Origin of the sequence: Amycolatopsis oliviviridis, from assembly GCF_014654365.1 — a bacterium.
GTDB lineage: Bacteria > Actinomycetota > Actinomycetes > Mycobacteriales > Pseudonocardiaceae > Amycolatopsis > Amycolatopsis oliviviridis.
The window spans coordinates 464,659-477,303 of sequence record NZ_BNAY01000006.1 but is presented as its reverse complement, the minus strand read 5'-3'; the positions used below and the strand labels follow the sequence as shown (position 1 = coordinate 477,303).

The 12,645-nt window shown below is 68.4% G+C and carries 15 protein-coding genes; 3 read left to right on the top strand and 12 right to left on the bottom strand.

From position 1 onward, the window contains the following. Window positions 1-15: 15 nt before the first annotated feature. Together IE302_RS27560 and IE302_RS27555 are read right to left on the bottom strand one after the other, a co-directional pair. Window positions 16-1,230, bottom strand: a complete 1,215-nt coding sequence (locus tag IE302_RS27560) for a DUF4241 domain-containing protein (protein WP_191257323.1) — start codon at window positions 1,228-1,230, stop codon at window positions 16-18. 35 nt (window positions 1,231-1,265) lie between these two features. Beyond that, window positions 1,266-1,925: a TetR/AcrR family transcriptional regulator gene (locus IE302_RS27555; protein WP_191257322.1), complete on the bottom strand. Its 660-nt coding sequence runs from the start codon at window positions 1,923-1,925 to the stop codon at window positions 1,266-1,268. Between the two features lie 96 nt (window positions 1,926-2,021). Between IE302_RS27555 and IE302_RS27550 the strand changes: the two genes are divergently transcribed. Beyond that, entirely contained in the window at window positions 2,022-2,165 is a 144-nt protein-coding gene (locus IE302_RS27550; RefSeq protein WP_191257321.1) for a hypothetical protein, read from the top strand. Window positions 2,166-2,211: 46 nt separating this feature from the next. After that, the gene (locus IE302_RS27545) at window positions 2,212-2,592 is read left to right on the top strand and encodes a VOC family protein (protein ID WP_191257320.1); all 381 of its coding nucleotides are present in this window, start codon (window positions 2,212-2,214) and stop codon (window positions 2,590-2,592) included. 50 nt (window positions 2,593-2,642) lie between these two features. On the opposite strand, the gene IE302_RS27540 is transcribed toward IE302_RS27545, so the two are convergent. Genes IE302_RS27540 through IE302_RS27525 form a run of 4 tightly spaced genes read right to left on the bottom strand, consistent with a single transcriptional unit; the run spans window position 2,643 to window position 5,149 of the window. After that, window positions 2,643-3,032 (bottom strand): VOC family protein, encoded by a 390-nt coding sequence (locus IE302_RS27540; protein ID WP_191257319.1) that lies wholly within the window; start codon window positions 3,030-3,032, stop codon window positions 2,643-2,645. Continuing rightward, window positions 3,029-3,319 carry an ArsR/SmtB family transcription factor gene (locus tag IE302_RS27535; RefSeq protein WP_191257318.1) on the bottom strand — a complete coding sequence of 97 codons (291 nt, stop codon included), beginning with the start codon at window positions 3,317-3,319 and terminating at the stop codon, window positions 3,029-3,031. The genes IE302_RS27540 and IE302_RS27535 overlap by 4 nt, the downstream gene beginning before the upstream one ends. 43 nt (window positions 3,320-3,362) lie before the next feature. Next, on the bottom strand, window positions 3,363-4,007 hold the full coding sequence (locus IE302_RS27530; RefSeq protein ID WP_191257317.1) for a response regulator transcription factor: 645 nt from the start codon (window positions 4,005-4,007) through the stop codon (window positions 3,363-3,365). Beyond that, the gene (locus tag IE302_RS27525; RefSeq protein WP_191257316.1) at window positions 3,998-5,149 is read right to left on the bottom strand and encodes a sensor histidine kinase; all 1,152 of its coding nucleotides are present in this window, start codon (window positions 5,147-5,149) and stop codon (window positions 3,998-4,000) included. Before IE302_RS27525 ends, IE302_RS27530 begins: the two co-directional genes overlap by 10 nt. A gap of 135 nt (window positions 5,150-5,284) precedes the next feature. Here IE302_RS27525 and IE302_RS27520 point away from each other — a divergent pair, with 135 nt between their 5' ends. Continuing rightward, the gene (locus tag IE302_RS27520) at window positions 5,285-5,935 is read left to right on the top strand and encodes a DedA family protein (RefSeq protein WP_191257315.1); all 651 of its coding nucleotides are present in this window, start codon (window positions 5,285-5,287) and stop codon (window positions 5,933-5,935) included. A 41-nt stretch (window positions 5,936-5,976) separates the two neighbouring features. On the opposite strand, the gene IE302_RS27515 is transcribed toward IE302_RS27520, so the two are convergent. The 6 genes from IE302_RS27515 to IE302_RS27490 form a co-directional block, all read right to left on the bottom strand. After that, a complete protein-coding gene (locus tag IE302_RS27515; protein ID WP_191257314.1) occupies window positions 5,977-7,137 on the bottom strand; it encodes an alkaline phosphatase PhoX in 1,161 nt (386 codons plus the stop codon). Further along, complete coding sequence (locus tag IE302_RS27510) at window positions 7,134-7,640, bottom strand: helix-turn-helix domain-containing protein (protein WP_191257313.1); 507 nt, start codon at window positions 7,638-7,640, stop codon at window positions 7,134-7,136. Before IE302_RS27510 ends, IE302_RS27515 begins: the two co-directional genes overlap by 4 nt. Further along, window positions 7,637-7,834 (bottom strand): hypothetical protein, encoded by a 198-nt coding sequence (locus IE302_RS27505; RefSeq protein WP_191257312.1) that lies wholly within the window; start codon window positions 7,832-7,834, stop codon window positions 7,637-7,639. Before IE302_RS27505 ends, IE302_RS27510 begins: the two co-directional genes overlap by 4 nt. A 169-nt stretch (window positions 7,835-8,003) precedes the next feature. Next, window positions 8,004-10,406 carry an endopeptidase La gene (lon, locus tag IE302_RS27500; protein ID WP_191257311.1) on the bottom strand — a complete coding sequence of 801 codons (2,403 nt, stop codon included), beginning with the start codon at window positions 10,404-10,406 and terminating at the stop codon, window positions 8,004-8,006. 196 nt (window positions 10,407-10,602) lie between these two features. Beyond that, a complete protein-coding gene (locus tag IE302_RS27495) occupies window positions 10,603-11,451 on the bottom strand; it encodes an SAM-dependent methyltransferase (protein ID WP_191257310.1) in 849 nt (282 codons plus the stop codon). 38 nt (window positions 11,452-11,489) lie between these two features. Continuing rightward, window positions 11,490-12,428 carry a GNAT family N-acetyltransferase gene (locus IE302_RS27490; protein WP_191257309.1) on the bottom strand — a complete coding sequence of 313 codons (939 nt, stop codon included), beginning with the start codon at window positions 12,426-12,428 and terminating at the stop codon, window positions 11,490-11,492. Between the last annotated feature and the right edge of the window lie 217 nt (window positions 12,429-12,645).

The window sequence follows — 12,645 nt, the reverse complement described above, 5'->3', positions numbered from 1 at the left end:
CGTCATCATCCTCGGCTAAGCCGTGAGCAGCTGCGCACCGTTGAGCACCAGCATGTCGGTGACGAAGCAGACCGGGGTGCCGTCGGCGGCCCGGCCGATCCAGGTCGGGTAGCTCCCGTCTCCCCAGCCGGTGGCGAACGCGATGATGTTGCCTTCGGCCCCCTCCGGGGTGATGTCGACGTGGGGATCCACCTCGGCGAACTTCTCCATGAGGTCGTCGTCCACCTCCTCGGGGAGCGCGGCGGCGTCGGCGAAACAGCCGGTACCGCTGTCCACGCCGTAGCCGTAGAACTCCCCGTCTCCCAAGAAGAGCGCGTTCTGACCCGGCCAGAGCGCGACCTCCCATGCGGCCACCGGAGCGTCGGCGACGACGAGTTTGGCGGCGGCGACCCGCTCGTGGGCCGGCTCGTCGACGAACCGGATCACGGCGAGCTCGACCCGGTGTTCCCCGGGTGGGGCCGGGACCGTGAAGTGGTCGGAATCCGCGTCCAGGAAGGCCGGATCCGAGGCGACGAGCTTGCCGCTGGGCATGCGGAGCTTCCCGGCGTCCCGGAGCTCGACCTCCACCAGGCCGTGGTCGTTGCTCAACGCGAAGCGCGTGCCCGCGGTGAACATCTCCACCATGTCTTTGGGCCGCAACGGAACCGACGGGCGCCAGGGACGCTTTTCGGCGGGAAGCGGCGAATCGGTTTCGGGCGTGGCCGGCACTTGAAGGGTCAATGGGCCCGAGTTCGCGAGAGATTCCCAGTCGCCGAAGGCAGGCTTCGGCATGGTCAGCTCGGACAACGGCTTGTGTGCGCGCCCGCTGCTGGAGCCGCCCGCGTAGCCGTCGGGCGCCTGATACATCCACCCTTCACCTTTGGGGCCGAAGGACATCTCCACGCGGCCCGCGGTCTGTTTGTCGAATTCTTCCTGGTCGGGGGCCTTGTAGGTCCATCGCTCGACGCGCACGAGGAACAAGGTGCCGTCTTCGAGCAGGCGGTACTCGAACGAAGCGCTCCGTCTGCCTTGCTCGTCGACATGCCAGCAACGAGCGAAGTGGTGCCGCCACGCGATTTCGAGCAGCACCGACGGCGACTCGGTGCCGGGACGGACCAGCGCGACGGCGTACTGCTCGCCGGTGGCGTCGCGTTCCCCGGCGGTCTCGGGCGTGAGCCTGCCGACCAGCGCACGGGCGGCCGGATCCCAGCCCTCGCAACAGATGACTCCGAATGAAGTCCCCTCAGACATGCAGCGGACCCTAGCGGGCACCGCCGACAAAAACACTAGGCTGTTTCAGTGCTGACCTCCTCGCGGATCGCGTAGTCGCCGAAGGCCGGTTCCAGTAGTTCGAAAGCCCGCTGTGTCGCTTTCGTCAGCGCTTCGGCGATCTCGTCGTTGCTCTCGCCGGCGTGCGAGCGCCGCAGGACCTCGCGGAAGAGGACGCGGTCGATCGCGTTGAGTTCGGCGGCCGCCATGACCGGGGTGACGTCGTCCGCGCCGGCTCCGGTCTCGGTCGCGAGCAGCACGGCGAGCGCCTCTTCCCGCAGTTCGTGCAGTTCACGCAGCCGCGCGGTCAGCGTCGGGCTCTCCAGCACCATTTTCGCGAAGACCGGCCCGGTGAAGCCGATCACGGGCGAATGCTCCGCCACCGCGTCCAGGAAGGTGCGCCGGAGCGCGGCCAGCGCCGACTCGCCCGGCTCCCGGTCGCGGACGGCGTTCGCCAGCCCGTTCGTGAATTCCTCGTGCTGGTCCAGCGCCAGATCTTCTTTGCGCGCGAAGTAGTTGGTGACGGTCTTCTTCGCGACCCTCGCCGCCGTCGCGATCTCGGCGATCGTCGTCTCCTCGAAGCCCTTCTCGATGAAGAGGAGCGTCGCCTTGTCGGAGATCAGCTGCCGCGTCTCCTGCTTCTTGAGCTCTCGCAAGCCCACATCCGCGCTGGTCATGAGCGAAGTTTACCACCGTCGTAAAAATATCCTTGACTTCCGGTAGGTCGAGTGTAAAATTACGTCCGTACTACCGACTGAGAGAGAAGAGGCTCCTTGCCCGCTCGAATCCCCCAAGGCAACGAAGGCGTCAACCGCGCGCAGGCCCGCCGGAACGACCGCCGCCATCAGCAGCCGTTCCCCGGCCGCTCGATGCCGGTGCGTCGCTCGACCGGCGTCCCGCGCCGCCGGTCGTACTGACCGATCAGCTCATCCGAACCGCACTGCCGACCGAAGGGGATAGCCCATGAACGTCCTTGCCTCCACCGTCTCGCTGACCGTCGACGACGTCGCCGCCTCCAGCCGCTTCTTCACCGAGCACTTCGGCTTCACCGAGCAGATGGCCGCGGAGGGTTTCGTCTCCCTCGGGCATGAGACCGCGAAGCTGGCCATCGTCCTGCTCCAGGCGGGGATCGAGGTCCTGCCGGAGAACCTGCGGCAGGTGCGCGCGGCCGGCGTGATCGTGGCCTTCACGGTCGAGAACCTCGAAGTCGAGGAGAAGCGCCTGCGCGAGGAAGGTGTCGAGATCACGTTGCCGCTGCGGGAAGAGCCGTGGGGAGAACGCCTCTTCATGGTCACCGATCCGAACGGTGTGCCCGTGGAACTCGTGGAATGGGTGCAGCAGTAAGGAAACATCGAGACGGGGCTTGGTCCACAGTGGACCAAGCCCCGTTTTCGCTACTTCATCGTGGCGAGCTGGATCAGGTTGCCGCAGGTGTCGTCGAAGACGGCGGTGACCACCGGCCCCATGTCGACGGCGTCCTGCGTGAATTCGACGCCCAGCCCCTTGAGGCGCTCGACCTCGGCGAACACGTCGTCGACGGCGAACTGGGTGAACGGAATCCCGTCGTCGGCCAAGGCCTTCTTGAACGGCTTCGCCGCGGGGTGACCGTCCGGCTCCAGCAGCAGTTCGACGCCGTCGGGATCGGCGGGGGAGACCACGGTCAGCCAGCGGGCGTCGCCGGTGGGCACGTCGGTCTTCTTGGTGAACCCCAGCTTCTCGGTGTAGAAGGCCAGCGCCTTGGCCTGGTCGTCGACGAAGACGCTGGTGATGGTGATCCGGATCATGGGTTCGGTTCCTCTCGGTCGATGGGCCACCGCTCGACGATCGACCGCAACGGACTCGTGTCGATGTGGTGGAACTTGTAGCGGCCCTGTCGCCGGCTGTGCACCAGGCCCGCCTGCTCCAGCATCGCGAGATGCTGCGAGATGGCCTGCCGCGAAGACGACAGGCCGTGCTTCATGGTCAGCCTGCCGCAGATCTCGAACAGGGTCTGACCGTCCTTTTCGGTCAGCTCGTCCAGGATGGTGCGCCGCGTCGCGTCGCCGATCGCCTTGAACAGGTCGCCGTCCACGCCCCCGTTATAGGCAAGTCGTCACTTGCCTGTCAAATCGGGATCAGGAGCCGAGGTAGCGCAGGATCGCCAGGACGCGGCGGCTGTAGCCGGCGGTGCTGGCCAGCCCGAGCTTGTCGAAGATGGCGTTCACGTGCTTCTCGACCGCGCTCAGCGACACGAACAGCGACTCGGCGATCCCGGCGTTCGTGTGTCCCTGAGCCATTTTCTCCAGCACATCCCGTTCGCGGACGGTCAGCTTCGCGAGCGGGTCGGTGTGCGTCGTCCGCGCGAGCAGCCGCCGGACCACCTCCGGATCGAACGCGGCGCCGCCCGCGGCGACCCTGTCGAGCGCGTCCAGGAATTCGCCCACCTGGGCGACCCTGTCCTTCAGCAGGTAGCCGACGCGCTCGCCGTCGCCGGTGATCAACTCGGCGGCGTACCGCTTCTCGACGTATTGCGACAGCACGAGAACGCCGATTCCCGGCCAGCGTTTCCGGATTTCGAGCGCCGCGCGCAGGCCTTCGTCGGTGTGGGTCGGCGGCATGCGGACGTCGGTGACGACCACGTCCGGCTGATAGGCGGCGGTCGTCGAGACGAGCGCGTCGCCGTCACCGACCGACGCCACGACGTCGTGTCCCTCTTCGACCAGCAGCCGGACGAGTCCTTCGCGCAGGAGGGTCGAGTCCTCGGCGAGGATCACCCGCACGGCAGCACCGCCGTCACCACGGTCGGACCGCCGGGCGGGCTGTCCACGGTGAACTCCCCGTCCGCCGCCGCGACGCGTCGCGCCAGGCCGGAGAGGCCGCCGCCGGACTCCCGCGCTCCGCCTGCGCCGTCGTCGGTGATCCGCACCCGCACCCTGTCCCCGTCCCGGCCGGCCTCGATGTCGATCCGCGTCGCCGCGGCGTGCTTGATCGTATTGGTGACCGCCTCGGAAGCGACGAAATAGACGACGGTCTCGATGGCCGCCGGTGGCCGTTTCGGCAGGTCGACCCGCAGGTGGATCGGCACGCCGGAGCGTTCCGCGAGCGCCTCCAGCGCGGGGTGCAGCCCGTCCGAGTCCAACGCGATCGGATACACCCGCCACGAAACCTCGCGCAGGTCTTCCAGGGCGCGCTGAGACTCTTCGTGCGCCTGCCGGAGCAGGTCCGACGCGTGGCCCGGATCGCTCGTGCGCCGCGCCCGGCCGAGCAGCATCCCGAGCGCGACGAGCCGCTGCTGGACACCGTCGTGCAGGTCCCGCTCGATCCGGCGGCGCTCGCCGTTGACCGCTTCGACCACCTCGGCCCGGCTGGTCGCGAGCGCGGAGACCCGGCGGCGCAACTGTTCCTGTTTGCTGGGGCCGAAAAAGCGCCGCGCCAGCTTGCGGTCCAGCGTTGCTGAGCCCAGCAGCCCTTGCAGGGAAAGGAAGATGAGCAGTGCGCCGAAAAGCGCGGTGGTGACGGGGTCGTACCAGTCGGCGGGTGCTCCACCGCCGGGAGACTGACCGTTGAACAGCTGATAGGTGATGATCACGCCCGAGGCTGCGCCCAGCAGGATCAGGATGAAGACCCCGGCGCTGAGCAGTCCGATGACGCAGCGCGGGATCAGGTAGACCATCGCGCGGCGTTCGTCGTAGAGGATGGCGTTCCGATCGCCGAAGTACTTCTCCAGCCGTCGTCGCTCCACTTCGGACAGTACGTGGGCACCGGCGAAGACAGGCTCCCGCAGTGCGGGAATCGTGAGCGCGAGGCCGCCGAAGAGCACGTAGAAGAACTCCGCGAACGCGGTCATGGCGCCGATCGCCAGGCCCAGCGTGCCGCGGAGCACTTTGCGCAGGTAGCGGCGCGTCGCTGCCGGAACAGGCATAACGCCAGGTTAGCGGGGTACCCGAAGATCGGTACTGCGGTTTTCCACAGTGATCTGTACCCCTTCACCGCAGGGTGCGGAACCCGGGCGATTCGTACGTTCGTTGACACCTGCAGACGACCACGAAAGGCCGCCATGAACCTCCTCCTCGCCCAAGCCGCCAGCGAACCGATGGGCGGCCTCGCCGGCTGGGCGGTGTCACTGATGGACGCGCTGGGCGGTCCGGGAGCCGCGATCATCGTCGGACTGGACAACCTGTTCCCGCCGATCCCGAGCGAACTCGTGCTCCCGCTCGCCGGATTCTCCGCAAGCCAGGGCACGTTCACCCTGGTGGAAGCGCTGGTGTGGACGACCTTCGGGTCGGTCGTGGGCGCGATCATCGTCTACTACCTCGGCCTGCTGCTGGGCCGTGACCGCACGCGCCGCTGGATGGCGAAGATCCCGCTGGTCAAGGCGTCCGACTTCGACAAGACCGAGGCCTGGTTCCAGAAACACGGCACCAAGGCGGTGTTCTTCGGCCGGATGGTGCCGATCTTCCGCAGCCTCATCTCCCTGCCCGCCGGGATCGAGCGGATGCCGTTCTGGCGGTTCCTCACCCTGACCACACTCGGCAGCCTGATCTGGAACACGGTGTTCGTTCTGGCCGGTTACGCCCTCGGGGAGAGCTGGCACCTGGTCGAGGAGTACGCCGGGTTCTTCCAGTACTTCGTGATCGCCGCCGTCGCCGTCGCGGTGGTGCTCTTCGTCGTGAACCGGCTGCGTGAGAAGAACCGCACCAACGTGTGAGCCCGTGCGGGGCGCCGGGACAGGCGCCCCGCACGGCTTTCTCAGGACCGGAAGGGGCCGGTCACCTCGTAGGTGATCCCGCCGGACGACGAACCGGAGGTACCGCGTTGCGACGAGAAGTACAGCCGGTTCCCCGCCGGCGTGAACGCGGGACCGCAGATCTCCGACGAGCTCTGGCCGCTGATCCGCAGGAACGGCGCAACGATGTCGTTCGGCGTGATGATGCAGATCTCCATGTTGCCGCCGTCTTCGGCGACGTACAGGTCACCCGACGAGGTCCCGGTGACGTTGTCGACCCCGGTCAGCGGCGCCGAGCCGGGGCTGACCAGCGAGTCGTCGTAGGCCAGTTCATAAGTGCTGTTCGTCAGGTTGAGCTGCCAGACACGGTTGTCGCCCTTCGTGGTGAACCACGCGGTGTCGTTGGCGTAGTGCAGCCCTTCGCCGCCGTTGAACCGCTTCGCGCCGGACACCTGGTTGCGGGTGGGGGTGGGGGAGCCGTCGGGGTCGGGCACGTTCGCCCAGGTGAAGCTGCCCGACGTCGCCGTGCCCGCCTTCAGCACCTGCAGCGTCCCGGCGGAAAGGTCACCCCAGGTCGTCGGGACGAAGCGGTAGAAGCAGCCGTCCGAGGTGTCCTCGGTCAGGTAGACGACCTTGCGCACCGGGTCGGCCGCCGCGGCCTCGTGCTTGAACTTCCCCATCGCGGGCCGCTGCACGGCGGCCGAGGCGGGGCCGTTCGGCTGGCATTCGTAGACGAAGCCGAGGTCGATCTCCTCGCAGGAAAGCCAGGTGTTCCAAGGGGTCTTGCCGCCCGCGCAGTTCTGGCGGGTGTTCGCCAGGACACGGTGGGCGCCGGTGATGTTCCCGCTCGCGTCGAATTTGACCGCGCTCGCTCCGCCGCCGGGCGTGATCTCCGAGTTCGACACGTAGATCCAGCCACTGCCGTCGGCGAACACCGCGCCGCCGTCCGGCGCGCTGTGCCAGGTGTAACCGGTGCTCGCGACCTTCTGGCCGGATCGTGCGATGACGCGGCTGGTGAATCCCGCGGGGAGCTGGATCCCGTTCGCGTCGGCGGCCTGGAGCGCGCCGTACGGGCTGGGGCCGTTCTGCGCGGGCGCCGCGAGCGCGGCCCCCGAGAGCCTGTTTCCGAACGCCGTGACGCCGGCGCCGACCACGGCCGCGCGCAGGAAATTCCGTCGCTTCACTCGTGCCTCCGCTGATGTGGTGGTGCGGGAAGGAGCGGAGGGGAGGTTACGGGCGGAACGGGACTTTCAGGTGAATTCGCGGCGTATTCGCCGGTGGGAGGGAACTTTCGTAGGAAACCTTCGCTCAGCACTATTTCCCGCGCTTTGCGGAGACCCGGCGCTTCGGCGCCACCGCGTTGTTCGGCGATTTCCAGGGCGAGGAGTATCCGGTCGAGCGGCGCGCATCCGCCATTGCGGTGGTGACGACGTCCGATCAGGTGACGCCAGTCGGCGAGATACTCGTCGAGCCCTGGCTCACCCGGTACGGCCCGGAGCAGGGCTCTCAGCAGGACACGCATCTGGTTTTCGTTGCCGGGCAAGGTGTTCCGGGCCAACGAGTCGGCCAAAGTACTGCGGGACTGGCCGGTCGCGGCGGCCAGCGCGCGGATGCTGAGACCGCTTCGGTCGCGGAGTTCGCGCAACCGCGCCATGAATTCCGATTCCGTGGTGAGGGTGGTGTTCATCGGCGGGCCCGTGCGGGCGCCGGGCGGAGGATGGCGCCGAGCAGAGTGATCGCGATCCCCGCCGCGATCGGCGCGCTCGTACCGGCGAAGGTCAGCGCCGTGACGAATGCGGTGAGAATGCTCAGGCAAACGATCTGACCGGCCGAAACGCAGCTTCGCCTCGGCCGCCGGGGCGGCAGGATTCCGTGACTCATGACCTTGCCCTCTCAAGGCTCAGTGGCGGCCTCCGGGTGGATGGCACGGAATGTACGTTATCAAATCGTGATAGAGAGTTTAAGGAGGTTTAATGTCCGGGTTCGTCCGGGTTTCGACGACGAAGGCCCCGGACCCTCGAGGGGATCCGAGGCCTTCGGTCTCGCGCCGTTACGCCGCTTGGGCGACCGGAGCCGTCGCCGGGGCCAGCGCGAGGTCCAGCACTTCGCGGACGTTCGCGACGGCGTGGACGTCCAGCTGTGCCAGCACTTCGGCCGGGACGTCGTCGAGGTCCGGCTCGTTGCGCTGCGGGATGATCACCGTCTTCATCCCGGCCCGGTGCGCGGCCAGCAGCTTCTGCTTGACCCCGCCGATCGGCAGCACGCGGCCGGTCAGCGACACCTCACCGGTCATCGCGACGTCCGATTTCACGACCCGGCCCGAAAGCAGGGACGCGAGCGCGGTCGTCATCGTGATGCCGGCGCTCGGCCCGTCCTTGGGCACGGCGCCCGCGGGGACGTGCACGTGGATGCCGCGATCCTTCAGATCGCCGACCGGGAGTTCCAGCTCCGCGCCGTGCGAACGCAGGTACGACAACGCGATCTGCACCGACTCCTTCATCACGTCGCCCAGCTGACCGGTCAGGGCCAGCCCGGTCGAGCCGGATTCCGGATCCGCCAGCGACGCCTCGATGTAGAGGACGTCACCGCCGGCGCCGGTCACCGCCAGGCCGGTCGCCACGCCCGGCGTCGACGTGCGCTGGGTCGACGCGGGCAGCGAGGACTCCGGCAGGTGCCGCGGGCGGCCGAGGTAGGTCTCCAGCCCGTCGGCGTCGATCGTCAGCGGGAGCTCGACCTCGTCCAGCGCGACCTTGGTCGCCACCTTGCGCAGCACCTTCGCGATGGTCCGGTTCGCGTTGCGCACCCCGGCTTCCCGCGTGTACTCGGCGGCGATACGGCTGAACGCGCCGTCCGTCAGCGTGACGTCGTCCTTGCCGAGGCCCGCGCGGTCCAGCTCGCGGGGGAGCAGGTGGTCGCGGGCGATGGTGACCTTCTCGTGCTCGGTGTAGCCATCGAGGGTGACCAGCTCCATCCGGTCCAGCAGCGGGCCGGGGATGGTTTCGAGCGCGTTCGCCGTCGCGAGGAAGACGACGTCGGACAGGTCCAGCTCGACCTCGAGGTAGTGGTCTCGGAACGTGTGGTTCTGCTCCGGGTCCAGCACCTCCAGCAGCGCGGCCGTCGGGTCGCCGCGGTAGTCGGCGCCGACCTTGTCGATCTCGTCGAGCAGCACGACCGGGTTCATCGAGCCCGCTTCCTTGATGGCGCGGACGATCCGGCCGGGCAGCGCGCCGACGTAGGTGCGGCGGTGCCCGCGGATCTCGGCCTCGTCGCGGATGCCGCCGAGCGCGACCCGGACGAACTTGCGGCCCATCGCCTTCGCCACGGACTCGCCGAGTGAGGTCTTGCCGACCCCGGGAGGACCGGCGAGCGCGAGCACCGCGCCCGAACGCCGTCCGCCGACCGGGCCCAGCCCCGACTCCGCGCGGCGCTTGCGGACGGCCAGGTACTCGATGATGCGTTCCTTCACGTCGTCGAGACCGGCGTGATCGGCGTCGAGGATGTCGCGCGCGGCGGCGATGTCGTGGACGTCGGTGGTGCGCTCGTTCCACGGCAGTTCGAGGACGGTGTCCAGCCAGGTGCGGATCCAGCCGCCCTCGGGGGACTGGTCCGAGGTGCGCTCCAGCTTGTCCACTTCGGACAGTGCGGCCTTCTTGACCGCGTCCGGCAGTTCGGCGGCCTCGACGCGGGCGCGGTAGTCGTCGTCGTTGGCGGTGCCGTCGAGTTCGCCCAGTTCCTTGCGGATCGCTTCGAGCTGGCGGCGCAGCAGGAACTCCTTCTGCTGCTTCTCCATGCCCTCCTGGACGTCCTTGCGGATCGTGTCGGTGACCTCGAGCTCGGCCAGCTGCTCACGGCTCCATTCGAGGGCCTTTTCGAGCCGTGCCGAAACGTCGAGCGCGGAGAGCAGTTCGAGCTTCTGCTCGGTGTTCAGGTACGACGAGTTGCCCGCGAGGTCGGCGAGCGCGGACGGGTCCTCGACCTCCTGGACGGCGTCGATCATCTGCCAGCCGCCGCGCTGCTGGAGGATCGCGAGGACGACGCTCTTGTACTCGGACGCGAGCTTCGCGGAGTTGTCGTCGGTGGTCTCGGTGGCGACCTCGGCGTGCACCCAGCGGGCGGCGCCGGGACCGTCGGCGATGCGGCCGACGACGGCGCGGCGGGTACCGCGCAGCAGCACCGCGGTCTTGCCGCCGGGCACGCGCCCGATGCGCTCGACGGTCGCGATGGTGCCGAGTTCGGCGTACTCGCCGTGGACGCGGGGGACGATCAGCACCTCGGCCTTGGTGGCGGCGCTGGACCGGATCCCCGGGAAGGAAGCCTGGGCAGGCGTGTTGGCCTGGGCGGACTCCACCGCGGCGCGCGTCTCCGTGTCGGCGAGGTCGAGCGGGACGATCATGCCCGGCAGCACGACGTCGTCATCGAGCGGGAGGACGGGCAGGAGGCGGTTGTCGGTCATCTGTGCACTCCTCGGTTAGTTGAGTCTGCCTAGCTCAACTCTCCGATCGACCCGTTTGTTTCCTTCTCGCGTTCGCCGTCAGCGATCACCCACCCCTCCGACCTCCGCACCCCAACGCGTCGCGTTTAGGGGGCTAAAGGCGACGCGGTGGGGCTAGAGGTCGGATGTCTGGGAGTGTGACGGGGTGGGGTGGGCGTCAGGGGTGGGTGGCGACACCGCACCAGGCGAACGGCCGGGCGCCCTCTTCGTCCCGCCGCAGTTCCCGCGTCGGCCGCCACTCGGGCAGATGGACGAGACCGGGCTCCATCAGCGGCCAGTCCCCGAAGAGCGGCTCGATCTCTTCGCGGTCCCGCATCCACACCGGGTTGCTCGTCTTCCGGTACTGCTCGACCATCCAGCGCAGCCCGTCCGCGTCCTCACCGGTCTGGCCGCCGAAGCTCATGTGCGAAAGCCCCAGCCAGCTGCCCGGCGCCAGCGCGTTCCGGTAGGTCGCGACCAGCGCGGGCGGATCGTCGTGCGGCCCGGCGAAATGCAGCACGGCCATCATCATCAGGCAGACGGGCTGCGAGAAGTCGATCAGCCGCCGCGTCTCCGGATGCCGCAGGACGTCCTTCGGCCGTCGCATGTCGGCCTGGACGATCCCGGCCCAATCGGTCGCCTCGTGCCGTTCGAGAATCAGCTCCGCGTGCGCGACCGCCACCGGTTCGTAGTCGACGTACACGACCTTCGCCTCATCGCCCGGCTCCAGTTCCTCCCGGACGATCTCGTGCACGTTCCCGGCGGTCGGGACGCCGGACCCCAGATCGACGAACTGCCGGATCCCGGCGTCCAGCGCGGCGCGCACGACGCGGTTCATGAACTCGCGGTTGTGCTGCGCGCCCGGTTTCACCCACCGCCACTGCCGTTCCAGCCGCCGGGCGAACTCACGGTCGACAGCCCAGTTGTGATTCCCGCCGAGGAACCAGTCGTAGATCCTCGCCGCGGACGGCTTTTCGGTGTCGACCCCGGTCGGTGCCACCGGGGCCGCGTCATCGTCCCTGGTCACAGAAACCCCCTGCTCTCCTGGAAAAGAGCCTATCGGGATCAGGACACCGCCGGCCGCCGCTGCCAGTACGTCCAGAGCGGCCGGTAGCCCTGCGCGTACCAGAACGGCGTCGACCGCGGGTTCGCCAGCGCGTGGTGCAGCAGCACGACCTCGGTCCCGCATTCGTCGAAGATCTGGTGCGCGTGCGCGGCGAGCGCCGACCCGACACCGCTCGACCGCGCCGGTTCGGCCACCGCCAGCGACGACAGGTACCCGACCTTGTCGGCCGCGACCCGGCCGCCGATCCACGACGTCTCGCCGGGGAACTGCACCCGCACCATGCCCAGCGGGCGTCCGTACAGCTCGGCGATCCACAGCGTCGGGTTTTCCCGCTTCAGCTGTTTCGACAGGTCCGCGGTGATCGCTTCCTCAGCGCCCTCGCGCAAAGTGACAGAACCGAACTGCGCGTCATAACGCTGCAATTCCAGTTCGAGCCCCACGGCGGTTTCGAGATCATCCGCTTCGGCGGGCCGGATGTGCACTCCGGGCGTGGCGGGCGGTCCCGTCACGGCGAGCCGGTCGGCCGGGCGGACCGCGATCACCAGCACCGGCGCGAATCCGCGGCGCAGCAATTCGGCCGAGCCGGGCGAATCCCGGCTGGGCCGCACCACGGTCGCCGCCGTTTCGGCATCCCCAGGTGGGGCGACCGCCTTCAGATGTTCATCCCATCGGGTGAGTAATGCGTCAAGGGCCGCTTCCGGACGAGGTCCGGTGAGCCGGGCTTCGAGCCGATGCTCGACGAGGGCCCGCCACGGAGAGTCAACAGAATCGGGGCCCGCTTCAGTCCGTACCGACAATCCGGCGGCGGCCGAGTCGCCCGCTGTCGCGGAGAGTGACACGGAGCCCTCGACAGGCTCCAGTGCAGGCATTTCGGGGAGCAGGGCGTCCACGGTGGCGAGCCGCTCGGCATGTCCGGCGGCGATGGCGTGGCTATTCATAGGACTATTCAAGCCCCTACTGACGGGTCCGACGGGAACTTCACGAGATTGGCTTGACCGTGGCGCCAGGTGACTTCCGGTAGTCGGAAGGAACGCGAATATCGCTCCCATTTCACCCCTTGGTCCACGCAGGTCAGCGCGACGCGCCCATTGTTAACCCTGGGGTGATCTCATACTGTCTCGAATGGGACTTGGGTACGCCCTCCGGGGTACTGTA